This window comes from Peribacillus sp. RS7 (assembly GCF_041956845.1).
Classification (GTDB): Bacteria; Bacillota; Bacilli; order Bacillales; family DSM-1321; genus Peribacillus.
Genome location: NZ_CP168136.1, coordinates 80,826 through 99,633 on the forward strand (window position 1 = coordinate 80,826; position 18,808 = coordinate 99,633).

The window sequence follows — 18,808 nt, forward strand, 5'->3', positions numbered from 1 at the left end:
AGAATTCTGATTTTTAAAGATTGGAGGGCTATCTATGTATTATTTACTCGGTACAGATATTGGAACATCTGGTACCAAAACAGTTTTAATGGACACAGAAGGTAATCTAATTGCCCAAGATTTACAGGAATATGATGTGTTGACTCCAAAGCCGTTATGGGCTGAACAATGGCCAGAGGTATGGCTCCATGCCACGAAAACCTCTATAAGAAATACAGTGCAGAAGTCAGGAATTCCAGCGAAAAAAATACGCGGAATTGCCATTAGCGGTTTGTATGGTGGTTCTGGCATTCCATTAGATGAAAATATGGAACCTGTTAGGCCGTGTATGATTTGGATGGACCGCAGAGCAGAAGAAGAAACAAAGTGGGTTTTAGATCATATTGGAGAAAAAAGGCTTTTAGAAATTACTCATAATGGAGCCGACCCTTATTATGGTTATACCAAAATATTATGGATGAAAAATCATGAACCAGAAAACTGGAGGAAGACAAAGCTTTTTTTGCCGCCAAATGATTACATCATTTATAAACTAACAGGAGAAATTGCGATTGATTATTCTTCTGCAGGAAATATCGGCGGCATTTTTGATATGAATAACAGAACCTGGTCTAAAGAAATGATGGATGCGATGGGTATTCCTCTGTCATTAATGCCAGAAAAAATCGTAGATTCAACAGATGTTGTGGGTGGACTAACTAAAGAATCTGCATCCGAATTGGGTCTTTCTGAAGGAATGCCAGTGATAGCAAGTGGTATCGACTGCGGGGCTGCCAATATCGGCCTCGGTGTATTTGAATCTGGTATTTATGCAGCGGCAATTGGAACTTCGATGTGTGCAGCATTGATTTCAGACAAACCAGTGAAAGGAAAAGATCTGATTGTTTGGCCATATCTATATGATGCAAAAAGACTGTCCTATTATTTTGCAGGCGGGGCTACCGCAGGGGCAATTGTAAAATGGTTCCGTCAAACGATGTGCCAATTTGAAATGGAAATGGAAAAAGCCGGGGGGGGAAATGTCTATGACGTGTTAAATGAACAGGCGGCAACAATTCCAGTTGGTAGTGAAGGTCTGATTGTACTTCCTTACTTTATGGGAGAAAGAAGTCCTATTTGGGATTCGAATGCAAAAGGTACAATTGTTGGACTTTCATTAGCGCATACAAAGGCTCATATTTACCGTGCATTTTTGGAAGCGGTCGCATTTTCTTTGCGAGATGCTATGGAAGCGACTGGGGAAAACCTAGGCGAATCTATCTTGATTGCCGGAGGAGTGACAAAGTCAAAATTGTGGAGACAAATCTTTGCTGATGTGACTGGCTATCCAGTTGTCTGTCCAGTACATGATGTAGAGGCAAATATGGGAGATGTCATGCTGGCTGGAATTGGAACAGGTCTTTTATCTTATGAAGATGTGAAGAAATGGCAAGTATTAGATAAAAAGATTATGCCAAATAAACAGAATCATGAAAAGTATAACGACTATTACAAGGTTTACAAATCTATATACAAGAACTTAAAGCAGGATATGAAAACATTAACAAAACTTTCCTTAAAAGTAATGTAGAACGTGTACTAAAAAATAGATCAAAAAATTGGGGTGATACACATGGTTAAATGGAAAAAAAGAATTGGATATGGTATTGGCGATCTAGGGTGCAATCTAGTATTTAGTACAATGGCATCTTACCTTTTGTTTTTTTACACGGACGTTTTTGGAATAACAGCAGCAGTTGCCGGTACTTTAATGTTAGTAACAAAAATAATTGATGCTTTTGCAGATACTGGTATGGGATTATTGGTTGATAGAACACATACTAGATGGGGACAAGGAAGACCTTATTTCCTGATAGGGGCTATTCCTTTTGCTATATTTACTGTAATGACTTTTATTGTTCCTGATTTCAATATGACAGGAAAAATTATTTGGGCTTATGTCACTTATACCTTGTTAAACATTGCTTATACTGTGGTAAATATACCATTAAATACGATCATACCAAGGTTAACCTCAGATAACCATGAACGAAACTGGTTAGTGTCGACTAGAATGATTTGTGCATTGATTGGAACTGCTTTAGTAATGTCCATTACAACGCCTCTAGTAAATTTTTTCGGGCATGGAGATACACAAAAAGGTTTTTTATTTACGATGTGCATTTATGGCGTTGCAGCAATGTTAATATTTGTCTTTACCTTTATGAATACAAAAGAGGTTATTCCACCGTTAACCCAACCAGGGAAATCCTCTTTTAAACAAGATTTTAAAGGATTGACGGACCAAGCAGTTATTTTTTTTGTTTTGAATTTTCTCTATTTTGCCCTTTTTGTGATAAGAAATACGGCCGTAATCTATTATTTTACTTATAATCTTGGACGAGAAGACTGGCTAACTTTTGTTGGTTTATTCGGAATTCTATCAGGACTGCCGATATTAATTATTTTACCTTGGCTTCAAAAGAAGATGACGAAGAAAAATGTACTGCTCTTCAGTACTGCCATTTATATTTTCGGAGATTTATTAATCTATTTCGGGAAATCTTCAGTCTTTTTACTCATAGCAGGACTGGCAATAACCGGGCTAGGGATTTACGGCATCTTTGGCATTACATTTGCGATTCAGCCAGATGTTATTGATTATTCAGAGTACAAAAATCATAGAAGTATTTCAGGGATGATTGCTGCTTTTCAAGGATTTTTTGTAAAAGTAAGCTTGGGACTTGGGAGTGCGTTTATAGGGATTATTCTAAAAATGGGTGGTTATGTTCCAAATACCACACAAACCGCCACGTCTTTAACGTACATTGAAATGGTTTTTATATGGGTACCTTTGGCTATTTGTCTACTCATTGGAATAACGATGTGGTTCTATAAACTTGATGGTAAACGCGCAGCAATGGATGTGGAACTCAAACGTCGCCGTGCATCGGCTAACCAAAAAGTTATAAACCTTTAGTACAGCGGATTCATTAAAATAAAAAGAGATAAGATGAACAGAGCTAAAAACTCCTTGTAGAAATGGGTAAGCAACCTATATTTAGATTTATTAGCTAACTACTAAAAACTTTAAAATAATATGATTTCCAATAATAAAACAAGGGATTATACGCAACGTAATCAAAGTATTTTGCTTCCCAAAAACGAACAATCAAATCTTATAATCTAAATAATGAAAGCGTTTAAAATACTATTTGAGTGCTACCTTAAGGTTGATTTAAAAAAAGTTTCTGGATTTGAGTCAATATTTTGGACATTTGAAACTGGAAAAGCTAATTGAGGATGCCGGATGGTTTGGCCATTTTGGTTCCCTCGGGGAGATTGATTTTTCAAATGAAATGATGACGGATTTTATCTTTGTAACGATTACCTATACGCTTGGCTGGGCCGGGTCCTTGCTTGGTCTGCTGTTTTTATGGATAATCTGGCTAATTTCCCGTATATTTCAAACTGTGAAAGACCCATTTGGGAAAATGCTTGTTTCCGGCAGTTTTGCCATATTCACTGCACAGGTAACTGTCAGCATCGGAATGTCTCTCGGCTTATTACCGATAATAAGCCTATCCCTGCCATTTATGAGTTATGGTGCTTTATCAGCGATGATTAACGCCTTCTTGTTTGGTCTGGTTTTAAGTGTGTATCACAAAAAAATATTATACTGATGAAGAAAATATGAGAGTACGGTACTGTAGCTCATACTCTCTTTTCTGAAGAAACTAGGAATGGGTAAAGGCATGAAGCTTTGAAAGATGCAATGAATCATGAGGATAATTACCAGGTGGAAAATTCCCTAAAAGTTGAATATATAGGAACTGATAAATGATCAGTAAGTCGATTTATCCAAATATAGAACTAATTAAGGTCTATGTGTAGTTTTAGAATCAAGATTGATCAAAATTTTCTCCTGAACCCCCATATTAGCGTAAATAAAAAGAATCCATTTTGAAAAAAGATTGATCGAAATGGATTCTTTTCTTGTGATTAAGTATACAGTTATTATAAAATAGTTTTATTATTTTTAGTAATCCATAATGAACTAACGCACCCGTTAGTTTTATAAGAAAAGCGAAACTTCTTCAAGAATCGCGCCCTTTAATTGAAGAATACTTTGCTAATATTAGTTAGTATTGCTGTTAACTAATTGCAAAAATATCAGGTGAAAACTCAATGGTATTGTTGCTTTAAATAAAGTTTGATCAAATTGATACTAATAACCTTGATAAACGAACAAAAAGAAAAAGCGTGTTTTGAAAAAAGATTGATCAAAATACGCTTTTAATATAATTAATGAATCATTCTTTTATTAAAAAAACTTGCCGTAACTTGGTTAATAAAAATTAGAATTACAGCTGCAATCGATTTTATAGATTGGGCTTTATACAAACCCCCTTTATTTCACGGAGACTGACATGATTGATAAAACTGGAATTTTAATAAATTTATTTTAATAATGATAATATCATCGCTACAGAATTATCTACAAATGAACGCTCTGGACGAGATTTCATTAACACGGTAAGTCCGATTAATGAAACGACTAGTGTCTGTGCTAAAACTTTAGCATTAAGGCTGCTTTCGAGCTCACCTGAGCGAATACCTCGGACAATCGTTTCTTGAAATATGATCGAAAGATACATCTGATGCTCTCTTGTAAGGATTTCAAATTTTTCATCGTGAGGGGCAAGTTCCACTATTGTATTAATGCAAAAACATCCCTTGTTCGGACTTTCTTTATATTCCTCTTCCACCAAATCTTCAAAAAATGTGTGAAATGCTTCCTTTACAGATAGATTGTTTTGAAGTTTTGTTCGAATATGGGAAGCATGTAGCTTTGTATATTTGCGTAATGCAGCCTCAAACAATTCCTCTTTATCTCCAAAAGCTGAGTATAAGCTTGGTCGTTGTATCCCCATTTTGGCAGTCAAATCGCTTAGCGAAGTAGCCTTGTACCCCTTCTCCCAAAAAAGCAACATAGCATCATCCAACGCTTTTTCCTCATCAAATTCACGTTGTCGAACCATAATAAATACCTCATTTCAAAAAACAAAATTTCTTCACTAGATAATTAATCTTGTTCTTGATTCTTTTTTATTTGCTCAATGATTCCGAATCTGTCCACTTGAATCCAGTATTCCACTATTTTTCGATCCTCTAATCGGTATACGGCACTACCTATTTCAATAACCTCTTTATTTGTAGGCAGATAATCCTCATACTCTCCAATATGCATTCCTGTCTGCTTCCATCTGACATGAACTTTTTGATTTTGAGAAATTAATTCTTGAATTTCTATTTTAAAATTCCCCCATGAATCTATCATTTCTCTTATATGATCAGCATAATTCTCAGGTGACCTTATAATTGTCACCATGCTTTCTGAATTCACTTGATGTGCTCTTACCTCTTTCGCCATAAAAACCTTAGCTTGTTCGGGAGTGCAACCTGATCTGACAACTTCAAAGAAGCTTTTTATAATCTGTTCGTTTGTCTGTAGGAATTTTGGAGCTGGTGAATCGCCCCCAGATATTTCAGTTAATTCGTTATTCCCCGGTAATTGATTCAATTCATCTAATGTCCTTTCCTTATCAATTTGCCGAATTCGATTCACGGATATTTAATCCTCCTTTTAATTACCAATCGGTATATTATGATTTTATTTAATTAAAGTCCTATTGTCAAATTGTGATGATTCTTTCAAGAACAGCATTCAAATAACTGCATAACTTACTTGACATCAAAACGTTTTGTTGGTTATCCTTATTAGGAATTATTTTATACCGAACGATATATTATACCGTTAAGTACAAAAAGGGGATGTAAGTAATGGTAAAGGTGAAGGTTAAAGAAAAAACAACAATTAAAGTTGAAGATCATGATACGAAAACGGATCAATTACAAATAGTATCCGGATCAACCATGACTCGCTATATGGCACTATTGTTTGCAACAGCCTGTGGGATGGCTGTCGCCAACATATACTATGCACAACCGTTGCTAGACTCACTGGCGACCGAGTTCGGTATCGCCCATTCATCCATCGGCATTGTCATTACCATTACTCAGCTTTGTTACGCGCTAGGACTGCTACTGCTGGTACCGCTCGGTGATCTACTGAATCGACGTCGGCTAATCGTCGGTCAGATGCTTTTATCCGTGTTGTCTCTGATTGTGGTTGGCATCGCCCCCATCATCACAGTGCTGTTCACGGGGTTAGCTGCGGTCGGACTGCTTGCTGTGGTAACTCAGGTGCTCGTAGCGTTCGCATCGACTTTGGCTGTCCCAGCCGAGCGTGGACGTATAGTCGGCTTGGTGCAAAGTGGAGTCGTGATCGGCATTCTGCTCGCACGAACATTCGCTGGTGTACTAACCGATCTCGCCGGTTGGCGTTCGGTCTATCTAGTTTCTGCCGCCATGATGCTCATCATGACTGGCGTGTTGTTCCGAGTACTCCCGCGTGATGAAAGCGAAAGAGAGTCACTATCCTATCCGCAGCTGCTTCGTTCGGTGCTCACATTGTTCATGCAAGAACGAATCCTACGCATCCGCGGAGTACTGGCTCTGCTGATTTTTACCGCGTTTAGTACATTGTGGACTTCGCTGGTGCTACCTCTCAGTGCTCCACCATACTCTCTTTCACATACCGCTATTGGAGCGTTTGGTCTTGCTGGAGTTGCCGGAGCATTAGCTGCTGCTCGTGCTGGGGGTCTGGCTGATCGAGGTTTAGGGCAGCGAACAACCTGCATAGCCCTAGTTTTATTGCTAGCATCATGGTTTCTAATCAGCTTTACCGAACACTCACTGATCGCATTAGTCATTGGCGTTATCTTTCTTGACCTGGCTGTGCAAGCAGTACATGTCACCAATCAGAGTATGATTTTCACAGTGCGTCCTGAGGCGAGAAGCCGACTTACTGCTGCTTACATGATTTTTTATTCCATCGGCAGTGCCATGGGTTCAATTGTTTCAACTAATATATACGCAAACTATGGATGGATCGGAGTATGTCTATTTGGTGCCTCTGTCAGCGCTTTGGCCCTTTTGTATTGGGTAATTACCTACCGTCTAACGGAGCAGATTAGAGAGAAATAATACCGATTTTTATGTTGGTTTGAAATTTTTCAAGACCTAAAATCATACAAAGTTACAAAAAGGGGTGATACATATTAGTCATGTATAATATGTATCACCCTTTTACTTCTTGTTCAACAAACACACGCTTATATACAGGGTTTTTTCAAAGCAGTGCAGCTTTATTTCAAATATACACTTATTCAATTAAATGGCCCAATTGTTGAATAACAGCACTCTTCAACTATCCTGCCCCTTTAGTTTAATAAAAAAAGCCGGCTGGGATAGCAGCCGGCTCTTTTACTCTTGCACACTTTAATTGAAGTATATTATTTCACAAACTTTATTGTAGTAAAAAACGATCGTCACCCGAAGAGTCGTACTCATTCTCTATAATGTTAATCTATTTGTTGTTAGAGTATGCCTGAGCAATCACTTTTGCAGCCTTAGCGATGAGTTCATCATTAAAGCTTGCTTTCTCTTCATTGCGACTTGACATGATCGCTATAATAATCGGTTCTCGATTTGGTGGCCACACAATCGCTATATCATTTCGAGTTCCATAGCCACCGGCTCCGCTCTTATCTCCAACCTCCCAACTTTCTGGTACACCAGCTCGAATGAGGGAATCACCTGTAGTATTCCCTTTTAGCCAATTTGTGAAAATTTCTTGCTTATCGGTAGGAAGGTACTCACTGATTCCAAACACCTCAAGGGTAGTTGCAAGTGCTTTAGGGGTACTTGTATCCCGTGATTCCCCAGGAATAGCTCCGTTCAAATCGGGTTCAATACGGTCAACCATTGTGATAGTATCGCCACTTTCTCGTAACGCCTTTTCAAATCCATCTGGTCCGCCTAATTCTTCGAACAGAAGATTTCCTGCTGTATTATCACTATACTGCATCGCTGCTTCAGCTATTTTTCCGAGACTCATCCCTTTGTTCACAAAGTCTTCTGTAATCGGAGAATAGGTAACAATATCTTCATTGGTGAATGTCCTTATTTCCTCAAGCATTGATATCGGATTTTGCTTTAACAAAACAGCTGCGGCTAGGGCTTTGAATGTAGATGTGTACGCAAAACGTTCGTTCTCACGAAATTCCACGGTTTCTTTTGTTCCTGTATCAATGGCATAGACCCCAAGCCTCGCATCATATTCCTTCTCAAGTTGTTCAAATTTATCAATTGTGGTTTCTTTTGCCGTTATATTTTCTGACGTTTGGTTAGTTCCCCCCGTATGCTCTGTTTCTGATTGTTGTACAACCTGTTTTTTCTCATCTGAGCAGCCTGCAACCATAAGCACCAAGCCTATTGGTGCTAGTATTTGATAAAACCATCTTTTGTTCATGATGTAAACCTCCTAATTATTTGATTAGACTCTTATGTACGAATTGAAAAAACAACCTCATGCAAGGAGTTTTTACAGATTACATTTGTAGTCTGATTACATCTGTAGTATAGTATTACATATGTAATCAAATAAAGTCAATTCTTTATTTTTTAACCATCAAGCTACTATAAATATGCTATATACCTGTTTTTTAAAATTTAAAAATCCAGAGAGTTGGTATTGAAGGACATGTTTTTAACACATTTTATAATAGGTCTATTGGTGTCTTCATTTTCCGTTACTGTTATTCTACTTATACGAAAATGGTTTGGAAGACAATTAACCGCAAAATGGTACTATCATTTGTGGATGTTTCTTTTTATGGCTTTAGCACTTCCATTCATACCTACTGATTTATATAATTTTAGTTCTCTCTTTAGCGGTGGGGATGCATATCAGACTAATGCACCTAGCTCTACTAAGGAAATAAATGGTACTGATATGATGCAGGGCCTACACCTGATACAAGACTTTTCTTTATCGGTCAATCGGCCGGACCTGTCCTTACTTAATATGGGAGTAATGGGTTTATGGATGTCAGGGATGCTTTTATTTACCTTTACTATGGTTCGTGGATGGCTCACACTTAGAAGGATAAAGAATTATTCTTCTGCGTTTTCCAATCAAGAAGTTCTCGTACTTTTCGAAGAATGCAAGAAAAGACTACAGATTAAAAAATCAATAAAGATTGTTATTTCGAAAAGAGTCCAATCTCCAATGATATTCGGACTTTTTCAAACATATATCGTCTTACCATCTCAACATGAAAACTGGCTTAGCTTGAAAAATTACGAGTATATTTTTCTTCATGAACTGAGTCATTATAAAAACAAGGATTTGGTGACAAATTACGCGATATTGTTCTATCAAATCATTTATTGGTTTAATCCCCTTGTCTGGCTTGCTTTTAGAAAAATGAGATTGGATCGGGAAATCGCATGTGATACATCTGTTTTACAGTTACTAGATGATAATTCATTTAGTGAATATGGAAATACAATCATTAATTTTTTGGATCTTTCAAAACGGTCAAGTAAGCTACCGTTAGTGACACAATTAAACGGTTCTAAGCTTCAAATCAAAAAACGAATTGAACAAATTTCTGCCTATAAGCATTCCGCAAAAAAATCAATAAGAAAAAGCGTCTTTATTTATGTGTTGGCCAGTATCATTTTGACAATCCAATTACCTTTCGTTTCCGCATTAGCGACGGAAAACGACCGATACTATTTTAATAATGACGGAGCAGTTTATGAGGATTTAAATCAATTCTTTAAAGGGTATGAAGGAAGCTTTGTTTTATATGATCATAACGCACAGCAATATCGTATTTATAATGAAGAGAAAAGTACGTTGCGGGTATCACCTGATTCCACATACAAAATCTATAGTGCCTTATTTGCACTAGAATCAAATGTGATATCACCCGAAGAATCCACCCTTTCATGGGATGGGACGGAGCAACCCTATGACGCTTGGAAAATGGATCAGGATGTCTCATCTGCTTTGCAAAAATCTGTAAACTGGTATTTCCAAGAATTAGATCGTAGAACAGGATTTGAAACAATACAATCCAATCTACAAGAGATAAACTATGGAAATTCCGATATATCTGGAGAATTTGGCGAATTCTGGAACGAATCCTCATTAAAAATTTCTCCAATCGAGCAAGTCCAACTGCTGCAAGCCTTTTATAACAATCAATTGGGATATAAGGAAACGCATATCCAAACTGTGAAGGAAGCACTACTCTTAGAAAAGAATGAAGAAGCTCGCCTATCAGGAAAAACAGGTACAGGAGCAGTGAATGGAAAAAGCATCAATGGTTGGTTTATCGGGTATGTAGAGACGAAGAACAATACTTATTTCTTTGCTACCAATATACAAAATGACGATGATTCATCTGGAAGCAAGGCGGGAGAAATTACTTTATCAATTTTAAAAGATTTAGGAATCTATAAAGAAAATGGAGGGGAGAAATATGGAAAAAAACATTCCTAGTATATCAGAATCAGAATGGGAAATCATGAATGTGCTTTGGGATAAAGCCCCTCAAACAGCGAATGACATCATATTTTCCTTACAGGAGAGTACCGATTGGAAGCCGAAAACCATACGCACTCTTCTCGATCGATTGGTTCAAAAAGATGTAGTAGGTGTCAATAAAAATCTAAGAGTTTACACCTTTTACCCGCTCTATACACAGGAAGAGTGCCAGCGTGCCGAGACCGAATCATTTATCAACCGTATCTATGGAGGTACCCTGAAATCCATGCTTGTCCAATTCATTCAGGAAGATACCCTAACTGATGATGATATAAATGAACTACGCTTTATTTTAAATAAGAAACCTAAAAAGTAATATTTAAAAAGTCGATTTGGAATGTTTCCAAATCGTTTTTTTTCGGTCGAAATCGAAATAGCGGAGACATATTTGTCATGTAATTATCGCTTTCTTGCTCAGATTAAAAAAGAATTGCTTTCTTCTCTGTAAATACTACGCCCGTTAGTCATAAACTAAAAAACAAGTGTAGATCTATACACGAAAGGAGCCAATAACTATTAAGGATGTATTTATTCAACTAACTGCCCCTTTAGTTCATTAAGCAAAAAGTCACCAAATAGCTACCTCGGATCTCAACTAACGCACCTATTCAGTTAAGAATTTTCTATTTCGAATTTATGTAATAAACCAGATTATCAGTCCATTCACCAAATTAATATCTGTCCTTGTCCATATTGTGGAACACCTTCAGAACGATACTGAACGCAAAAAAGCGTATTATATACGCTTTCTTTGGCTTTGGTTCCCCTTATTTTAGGCTTTGCAGCAATTGCATATAGAAATTTTATAGTCTTTTTCAATTATATTAGTAAGTTTTTTAATTCCTTGCTGTACTCCAATGCTTGATATCTTTCTTCATTCTTTTTTCATCACAACATTGTATACACATCGAAATTTTAAGTAAATCAATGTTAAACTGGTTGTATTTCCCGAATTTTTTGTCAATATTAGATGATTAATTACCAGATCAGGGTTCATTTAAAACAAATCCTATCCGGTGTATTTACGGTGACAATATGCTCGATTTAGGTATTATTCTTCTAAATCTCTTGACTCCAAATACCGCTCCAACTTCCTTTTAACCCGTTGAAGTGCATTATCGACCGTCTTTATTTGAACATTAAGTTTCTTTGATATTTCATAATAAGTTTGTCCTTCCAGGTATAAGTCCACAACACTACTTTCCAACTCACTAAGGACTTCCGCTAAATTTAGTTCAATATCAGAAATTTCTTCTGATTTTATTAGGATTGTGACAGGGTCGATTTGTCTCTGTTCAGGGATTATTTCAATTAGGGATTGTTCCGACTCTCCTTGATAGATAGGCCTATACAATGAAACATAATTATTTAACGGAGAATGTTTTTGGCGAATAGCGGCTTTAACAGCCGTTATGATTTGTCTGGTAATGCACAGCTCCGCAAATGACCTAAAAGAAGATTTTTTGCAGTCCTTATAGTCGCGAATGGCCTTAAATAGTCCAATCATACCCTCTTGAAAGACGTCTTCCTTATCTCCACCCGTTAAAAAATAATTCATAGCTTTGGATTGGACAACACATCTGTATTTTTTGATTAAATAGTTCAGTGCATCTTCATCACCATTTTGTATTTTTCCAACCAACATTACATCTTCCATATGAGTATAGTTTTCCACTCGGTTCTTCTCGATGATTACACTCATTTAATTTCCCCCACTCACTAAGTTGAGCACCGACATAAAGGTTGCATTATCACTTCAATGTATTAAAGACCATACAATATAATAATATCTCAGAAATGACGATAAAGATATTCGCAAATATCGACATTTTCCTACAAAAAAACCTATAGTTATTCCTATTAAAAAGTACTGCTCTAAAACTAATTCCACGTAACGTATAATCAATTGATTGCATTTACACCTATAAAAGGATGATCAGAGGTATGAAAAGGAGATAATGAACAATTAGAGTATAATAGTAGGGAGTTTAGCAGTTATTGCAATTAGATTTACATTGGGAAAAAGGCATTTTTCTTAGCAGAATTTTTTTAGATTCATAAGAAAGCTTGATGCGATCAAAAAAAAAATCCAGATCTATGATGATCTGGATTTGTTAATTCCGATTGGTTTTTTTTCGATTACGCTTTATAATGGCTATCCATTCCTTTACCTTACTTATGTTGAATAATTAATGCTTACTACTGGAAGATTCATCTTAATTTATTTTCATTATTTTTATCTGGAAACAATAGAGAGAAAACAATTCCAAAGATTGTTTTTTTAGAGGTGTACCTATCCAGATTATTCTACTAATTAATCCAGACACTATTGTAGCCACAACACCTAATTGAAGATCGCTCGCGATGCAAGGCAATTTATTAACATCTTACATTTTTGCGTTTGAATCCAAGCTGCCCTTTATCTACTGCCTTTTGAATACTTTCGGAAGCTAGTAGGAAACTGCTTTTTTTCTTGTCCCGTTTGAACTCTACTGGGCCTACTGCCTTTGCGGTCTCGACCGCCTTATCATGTAGCGGCAAATATGAAATCCCCACTGTGTATATAAAATTATTCATAGCGTATTTAGTTCGTTCTGGAGAATCGTGAATCATATTTTCCACATTTTCAAGCATATTAACAATCTTGCTTTCGGAAAATTCACTGTCCGGGCGATTGCCCAATAGCCAGCAGTAGCAACTCCATCCCGCTGACATTCTCAGCTCTTCACCGCTTGCGATCCATTTATCGGCAACGTCTTGTGCAATATTTGTTTCAGCTAAAGTTACTGCAACCACATAATCGGACAGCATATAAAAATACGCCGCATCCATCCAACGCTCAAAATCAGCCTCTTCCATTGTTTTTGGGTCTGCAATTATGCCTGCAAGGTACATTGCGTCGTAGTTTCCTGTGGCGTAAAGCTGATCAGCCAAAAGTTGATTGTTTTTTATTTTCTTGGCGATTGGCTTCATAGCGCCTGTAGCCACGCCAAAAAGCGGCTCGTGCGCACCATTGGATTCGTAAATTTTCTTGGTTCGTTCCTTGCCGAGAGCTTCAAGTTCCTGCATAACAATTTGTAAATTCATCGTTTAACACTTCCTTCTTTTTGGAGGTTTTTCCCTCTTAAGATTTAAGCCCATCAAATCCATCCCCATTATCCTATAACAAATCTTTACACTTTATAGCTCGAAGGACAAATGCAAATGGAATAGTTATTTAATTATCGACGATAATTTTTGCTCGACCCATTTACTGATACTAATCCCTTCTTGTTCAGCTAAATCAGAAATCGTTTCTAACAAATTATTAGGTAATTCAAAACTAGTTTTTCTATTTGGACTACGTAATATCAAAGTATCATCTTCATGGTGCATTTCTCCATTGGTTAAATACGGTAAGATATCAGCAATACTAATCATCTCTGGCATTAACGGTCTTTCCCCTGCCCGAATGAAGAGTAAAACTGAACTATCTTGCTCTCTCATTCTTACGTTTTCAACACCCCAGTTTTTATATAAATAGTCAATGAAGGGATAAAATACAACTTCGTTTTTTGGTACCTGAAGCTCAACATAGCCTTTATAATCCAAAGTAGGTTGGTGGATCGAGTATGATGCCTTTAATGCATAATTTTTAACTCCTTCTTCATACGTCAACCACATTTGGATATTGGGTAGGTAGAAACCAAATACATTATCTTCATTACGAACCACACGTGCCTCTGGTATTTTAGTTGAATGAAATCTTTGATACAAAACAATGTCTTTTTTTGAATCATAATATTCATATTTTTTTGGTCGCTGTGTTTCAGATGGTTTGAGTGATTTCTCTGCTTCATGATAGGCTGTTTCCGAAATTACATAAGTGATTCTTTCATCACCATAAGGGACGGCCTTAGCTTTTATCGAACCATCTTGTATATACTTATAAACACTTTGTACAGATAATCCCAATTTCTTTGCAACATCATTTGGACTCATACCTGTAGGTAAAGATTGCTTTTCATACACTAATCGATCCACTTCCGCTTTTCCATAACGTGCCTCTTTATGTAATCGATGTGGATCCAGAATTTTAATGATTTTCTTCTGTTTTCCATAATGATAGACAGTTGCCTTGGATACTCCTAATAAATCAGCTACTTCTTTTTGTGTATACCATTCCACTTTATCCCCCTCCCATCCTTCTTGATTAACCGTTAATTTTATTGGAAAATCTCGTTGGTTCCCTTTCGTCAATTCCTCATGATACAAGACTGCTACCGCCTGGCCAAATTTTACACGATATTGGAGACGTGGGTGTTCGATTACTTCCAAAATCACTCCTTCTTTTTTTTCAAATTGTTTATAGTAGTAAAAACTCTCTGCGTCTTCTTCTTCCGTACATGTTTGAAGAACATAAACAGATTCCCCAATTTCATAGGATGTAGTTTGTGTGTGTTTTTCATGGTTTAGTTTATTCATTATTTGTCTAGTTACCTTTCATATCTTATCTTTAATTGTTATATGTATATCTCATGATTAACTATTTATTTCATATATCTATCATAATATATAATATTGATTTAAATAAGTATAATTTTAGATTTATCTTATATTTACCATTATAAATTTATTATTTAAATCCTACATTATTATTATAATTTTTGAATCTAGTTATATAGTTAATTAAGGCTTACCTAAATAAATATAGAATTTATTTAGGTTATACATAATTATTTAACTCTAGTAATTTGTTATAATGTAAGTAATGTTAGTGAAAAGGTAAGTACTACATATATACGTTATCTTATTAATAGGTGCATTATAAAAGTGAGGTTACAGGGATGCATGAACTGGTAGAGAAAACGAAAGAGCTTCAGAATAGTGCTTGGAAAAAAAGTTTGTCAGAAATTTCTATCCACACTTTACAAGAACGATTAGATACGACAGAAATAAATGGAGAACATCCTTTTTCGGATTTTAGCGATATAGAGATGCTACAGTGGTTTCTACAACGACGAGAGCATTTAAAACGGCAACACGAAAAATCCACCCGCACCGTCCAAGCCTATGAGCGGGAACTCATTCAATTTATTGAACAATTGCTCACTTATTCGGTAGAAATCAATGTAGACTTTGAAAAAGTTGCAGACGGTTCCCTCTTTAAATCTCTATCTACCCGGCACATTCGTAGATATCAGGAATGGTTATCAGAAAAAAGCCCCTATGTCTTAACAAAAGGAGCTTATTCCGTAGCCACATTATCCAGAAAGACAACCATCATTAAGAATTTTTTGACATTCCTGTTCGAATCAGGCTATATCACGGAGCCAATTCATGAAGGTTTCTTTAAGATCAATATTCGTAAAGATGATCGGCCGAACCGTGATTTGGGACCGAAGGAAGTCATTCAGCTACTTGATTATTTCAGGGAAATCAACCACCCCATCGTTTTTTCGATCATTCATATCCTTACGATGACAGGCATGCGCAATGAAGAGTTTACAAGACTCCGAGTCAAGGATCTTCAATATGATTCCATTACCAGCACGTATTATATAGAGGTCCTAGGTAAAGGAAATAAAAGAAGGCAAATACCATTGAAGGAAAAAGGAATGAATAGTATTCGAATGTTCCGTTCAGCTAGAGGAATCGACGATATAGAAGCAGCGGAAGGAGACGACCCGCTCTTTACGACCAATACAGGCCGTGCTTACTCTCCCTCTTATTTATCTCAATATCTAACAAAAGCCATTAAAGAGAGTGGATTGCCTTTTTTGAAGTTTCGTTCTTCTTCCATTGGTCCTCATACATTTAGACATGCTTTTGCCATCATTTCTCACCTAAATGGAGTTGATGTTTATCAGATTATGAAGAGTCTGGGTCATGAGCAGCTCTCCACTACAGAAATATATTTGGAGAAAGTTTTTGAAAAAGAACGCCATGCGATTCATTTGTGGAAACCAGACGTGTTTGGTGAGTATGTATAATAGAAGAAAGTCATCATATTCAGAGGGATTTTTGATGAATTTAGAACTTTAATTAAGTGGCCCGCTCTTAAAAGATCCGTTTCGAAAATGGTTTTAAGGACTGAAGGTATGAAAAAAGGTCGAGATTTAATAATAGATTTGCAAGTAATTTATTCAGACATCTATACAGACTTTCAATAGATGATGTCTAATGTTTTTACATCTAATTCACGTTTTGTTTCTTATCATCTTTTTATAAAGAAATAGATCAAAAGCGGGAACATCCAGTTTTGACTTGTTCCTCTTTTTAGAATAATCAATTATTTTATTAAAAACCTATGAATTTGCTGCTTATCATCTTTATATTTTTCCAATGTTATAAACCAACCTTCGAGAAAGACCAAAATGACTTATATGCTCGATAAATTTCGAACCCTCTTATAAAGCCCTTATGTTCTCTTGGATGATTCTTGAGATAGCATTAAAATCATACTTATGGTTGACGACATCTACAACAGAATCCTGTTCTTCTATTCCCATTATCCATTGATAATGATGATCTTCAGAAACATAATAAGGGAAGCGAGTCCCTGCCTTTTGTTTGCGTTGGAAAGCATGATTTTTAGAAATGGCTTCGAATAAGTTAAGTTGAAGCTTAGTTTACCTTTGTTTCCAGTTTCACTCTGACAGTAACACTATTATTATAGAAAAATTCAATTAAATATATTTAATACAGCTTTGAATCTTATGAAGATCTAGCCCGATTATTTTATTTTATAAAGAGGATGTAAGAAGGGAAGATAGACTGTTTTTGTGTTAAGTTTGCATAAGAACTATTATTGGTAGTTTAATATTTGGATTTGAGTCAATATTTTGGACACTAAAAAGTTAAATCTTAAGCTGTATTCCTAATTCGATCTTCAATGGCTTGTGGGGTTTGATAACCCAAGCTGCTGTGAATTCTTTTTCGGTTATACCAACCTTCAATAAATTGGAACATCGCTAATTTAGCTGTTTGATAGTCTAGATATTGTACGTGGTTGACTTCTTCCTTCTTTAATAGGGCATGAAAGGATTCAATACAGGCATTATCGTACGGGCAACCTTTCTGACTAAAGGATTGCTTAATATGATGGTTTTGGATATGTTGAGTAAACTCACTGCTTGTATATTGTGAGCCAAGATCGGTATGAAGAACTAAGCCCTCCGAGGGCTTTTGTGATAGGTGTGCGTTATTGAAAGCTTTTATGACCAGTTCTGTCGTCATTGAACGAGAAAATGAATACCCTACTATTTTCTTAGAATGAAGGTCTAATACCGAAGCTAAATAACACCATCCGTCTTTTAACGTATGGATATACGTAATATCTGCTACCCATTTCTCATTAATGGTCTGAGTAGTGAAGTCTCGTTTTAACAAATTATCCAATTGAATAACCTTTTCTTTAGATGGATAGGGACGGTATTTTTTCTTAGTAATAGAACGAATTCTCGCCTTGCTCATTAAGCGTTGAACACGCTTTAGACTTAGGGAAAACCCTTTGGTTAATAAGCTTTCATGAATCTTTGGAGCCCCATATCGTCCCTTGCTTTCCAGGTAAATGAGATGAATTTCCTTCGTGAGTTCTTGGTTTTCCTGTTCGCGATTTGATACGACTATTTGAAGGGACTGATAATGGCTGCTTCTTGGGATTTCTAGTATTTCACACATCTTCTGTACGGGATATTGTTTCTTGTGTTCCTCAATAAACTCGGTAAGATCTGTTTCGGTTACTTTTTCGCGAATATGGCCATAGCCTTTTTTAAGATTTCAACTTCTTGCTTTAACCGAAGGTTTTCCTTTTGAATGGCGGCTAATTCCTTTGGAGTCATGGACTCTTCCCCTAAACCGATTGGAGTAAATTCTTTAACCCATTTATAAATGGTAACTTCTGATACGCCATATTCGCCGCTTAATTCTTTGACCGAATTACCCGAGTGATAAAGATCTACAATAGTCTTCTTGAATTCATTATTGTATTTTTTACCTGTATTCTTACGTTCCAAGACGGACACATCCTCTCAAAAATCATTGTAAGGACTTAACTAAAATGTGTCCATGAAACTATACTAACTCCAATTAGACATTTAACACAACTCAATACAACAAGTAATCTTTTGATAGTTTGACTAGTGACAAAACGACAAAAAACCTCCTGGGAGGTGTGATAAAAAGTTAACTTTTTCTTATTTATTAAACTATTTTATTTTCGTCTTTAAACATTCCAATAGCTAGAAATTATTCATCACTTCTTCAATAGTAACATTGGTTCTCTCTTGTAATGAGCATTACTTTGCTAACAGAAATAAAATA

At 36.2% G+C, this 18,808-nt stretch carries 14 protein-coding genes; 7 read left to right on the forward strand and 7 right to left on the reverse strand.

Translation table 11 applies throughout. The features are described from left to right. Positions 1 to 34: 34 nt before the first annotated feature. The 3 genes from ACDZ29_RS28015 (at position 35) to ACDZ29_RS28025 (ending at position 3,662) form a co-directional block, all read left to right on the forward strand. Positions 35 to 1,570: an FGGY-family carbohydrate kinase gene (locus ACDZ29_RS28015; protein ID WP_375091362.1), complete on the forward strand. Its 1,536-nt coding sequence runs from the start codon at positions 35 to 37 to the stop codon at positions 1,568 to 1,570. Positions 1,571 to 1,612: 42 nt separating this feature from the next. Further along, on the forward strand, positions 1,613 to 2,959 hold the full coding sequence (locus ACDZ29_RS28020; protein ID WP_375091363.1) for a glycoside-pentoside-hexuronide (GPH):cation symporter: 1,347 nt from the start codon (positions 1,613 to 1,615) through the stop codon (positions 2,957 to 2,959). Between the two features lie 298 nt (positions 2,960 to 3,257). Beyond that, on the forward strand, positions 3,258 to 3,662 hold the full coding sequence (locus ACDZ29_RS28025; RefSeq protein ID WP_375091364.1) for an FtsW/RodA/SpoVE family cell cycle protein: 405 nt from the start codon (positions 3,258 to 3,260) through the stop codon (positions 3,660 to 3,662). A gap of 777 nt (positions 3,663 to 4,439) precedes the next feature. Here the strand turns inward: ACDZ29_RS28025 and ACDZ29_RS28030 are convergent. Both ACDZ29_RS28030 and ACDZ29_RS28035 read right to left on the reverse strand, forming a co-directional pair. Continuing rightward, entirely contained in the window at positions 4,440 to 5,021 is a 582-nt protein-coding gene (locus tag ACDZ29_RS28030) for a TetR/AcrR family transcriptional regulator (protein WP_289323193.1), read from the reverse strand. 44 nt (positions 5,022 to 5,065) lie between these two features. Further along, positions 5,066 to 5,608 (reverse strand): ester cyclase, encoded by a 543-nt coding sequence (locus ACDZ29_RS28035; protein ID WP_375091365.1) that lies wholly within the window; start codon positions 5,606 to 5,608, stop codon positions 5,066 to 5,068. 308 nt (positions 5,609 to 5,916) lie between these two features. Here ACDZ29_RS28035 and ACDZ29_RS28040 point away from each other — a divergent pair, with 308 nt between their 5' ends. Then, positions 5,917 to 7,089, forward strand: coding sequence for an MFS transporter (locus tag ACDZ29_RS28040; RefSeq protein ID WP_375091371.1), 1,173 nt, complete (start codon positions 5,917 to 5,919; stop codon positions 7,087 to 7,089). Positions 7,090 to 7,471: 382 nt separating this feature from the next. Here the strand turns inward: ACDZ29_RS28040 and bla are convergent, their stop codons facing one another. Then, on the reverse strand, positions 7,472 to 8,416 hold the full coding sequence (bla, locus tag ACDZ29_RS28045) for a class A beta-lactamase (RefSeq protein ID WP_375091366.1): 945 nt from the start codon (positions 8,414 to 8,416) through the stop codon (positions 7,472 to 7,474). 231 nt (positions 8,417 to 8,647) lie between these two features. On the opposite strand from bla, the gene ACDZ29_RS28050 reads away from it, so the two are divergent. Together ACDZ29_RS28050 and blaI are read left to right on the forward strand one after the other, a co-directional pair. Further along, positions 8,648 to 10,459 (forward strand): BlaR1 family beta-lactam sensor/signal transducer, encoded by a 1,812-nt coding sequence (locus ACDZ29_RS28050; RefSeq protein ID WP_375091372.1) that lies wholly within the window; start codon positions 8,648 to 8,650, stop codon positions 10,457 to 10,459. Further along, positions 10,440 to 10,820: a penicillinase repressor BlaI gene (gene blaI / locus ACDZ29_RS28055; protein ID WP_370017198.1), complete on the forward strand. Its 381-nt coding sequence runs from the start codon at positions 10,440 to 10,442 to the stop codon at positions 10,818 to 10,820. The genes ACDZ29_RS28050 and blaI overlap by 20 nt, the downstream gene beginning before the upstream one ends. 735 nt (positions 10,821 to 11,555) lie before the next feature. Here the strand turns inward: blaI and sigH are convergent. The 3 genes from sigH to ACDZ29_RS28070 all read right to left on the reverse strand — a co-directional run bounded on the left by sigH (position 11,556) and on the right by ACDZ29_RS28070 (position 14,821). Further along, a complete protein-coding gene (gene sigH, locus ACDZ29_RS28060) occupies positions 11,556 to 12,206 on the reverse strand; it encodes an RNA polymerase sporulation sigma factor SigH (protein WP_375091367.1) in 651 nt (216 codons plus the stop codon). Positions 12,207 to 12,883: 677 nt separating this feature from the next. Continuing rightward, positions 12,884 to 13,591 carry a DNA alkylation repair protein gene (locus ACDZ29_RS28065; RefSeq protein ID WP_375091368.1) on the reverse strand — a complete coding sequence of 236 codons (708 nt, stop codon included), beginning with the start codon at positions 13,589 to 13,591 and terminating at the stop codon, positions 12,884 to 12,886. A 126-nt stretch (positions 13,592 to 13,717) separates the two neighbouring features. Next, complete coding sequence (locus ACDZ29_RS28070) at positions 13,718 to 14,821, reverse strand: helix-turn-helix domain-containing protein (protein ID WP_375091369.1); 1,104 nt, start codon at positions 14,819 to 14,821, stop codon at positions 13,718 to 13,720. 509 nt (positions 14,822 to 15,330) lie between these two features. Between ACDZ29_RS28070 and ACDZ29_RS28075 the strand changes: the two genes are divergently transcribed. Next, positions 15,331 to 16,476, forward strand: coding sequence for a tyrosine-type recombinase/integrase (locus ACDZ29_RS28075; RefSeq protein WP_375091370.1), 1,146 nt, complete (start codon positions 15,331 to 15,333; stop codon positions 16,474 to 16,476). Between the two features lie 874 nt (positions 16,477 to 17,350). On the opposite strand, the gene ACDZ29_RS28080 is transcribed toward ACDZ29_RS28075, so the two are convergent. Beyond that, a protein-coding gene (locus ACDZ29_RS28080) for an IS3 family transposase (RefSeq protein WP_370014669.1) occupies positions 17,351 to 18,501 on the reverse strand; the annotation gives its coding sequence in 2 pieces (ribosomal slippage) (positions 17,351 to 18,252 and positions 18,252 to 18,501; 1,152 coding nt in all). Between the last annotated feature and the right edge of the window lie 307 nt (positions 18,502 to 18,808).

What these genes read in the sequence shown, in the direction of transcription:
- ACDZ29_RS28015 (WP_375091362.1), top strand. Translation starts at nt 35, where the DNA reads ATGTATTATTTACTCGGTACAGATATTGGAACATCTGGTACCAAAACA.
- ACDZ29_RS28020 (WP_375091363.1), top strand. Translation starts at nt 1,613, where the DNA reads ATGGTTAAATGGAAAAAAAGAATTGGATATGGTATTGGCGATCTAGGG.
- ACDZ29_RS28030 (WP_289323193.1), bottom strand. Translation starts at nt 5,021, where the DNA reads ATGGTTCGACAACGTGAATTTGATGAGGAAAAAGCGTTGGATGATGCT.
- ACDZ29_RS28040 (WP_375091371.1), top strand. Translation starts at nt 5,917, where the DNA reads ATGACTCGCTATATGGCACTATTGTTTGCAACAGCCTGTGGGATGGCT.
- bla (WP_375091366.1), bottom strand. Translation starts at nt 8,416, where the DNA reads ATGAACAAAAGATGGTTTTATCAAATACTAGCACCAATAGGCTTGGTG.
- ACDZ29_RS28050 (WP_375091372.1), top strand. Translation starts at nt 8,648, where the DNA reads ATGTTTTTAACACATTTTATAATAGGTCTATTGGTGTCTTCATTTTCC.
- blaI (WP_370017198.1), top strand. Translation starts at nt 10,440, where the DNA reads ATGGAAAAAAACATTCCTAGTATATCAGAATCAGAATGGGAAATCATG.
- sigH (WP_375091367.1), bottom strand. Translation starts at nt 12,206, where the DNA reads ATGAGTGTAATCATCGAGAAGAACCGAGTGGAAAACTATACTCATATG.
- ACDZ29_RS28065 (WP_375091368.1), bottom strand. Translation starts at nt 13,591, where the DNA reads ATGAATTTACAAATTGTTATGCAGGAACTTGAAGCTCTCGGCAAGGAA.
- ACDZ29_RS28075 (WP_375091370.1), top strand. Translation starts at nt 15,331, where the DNA reads ATGCATGAACTGGTAGAGAAAACGAAAGAGCTTCAGAATAGTGCTTGG.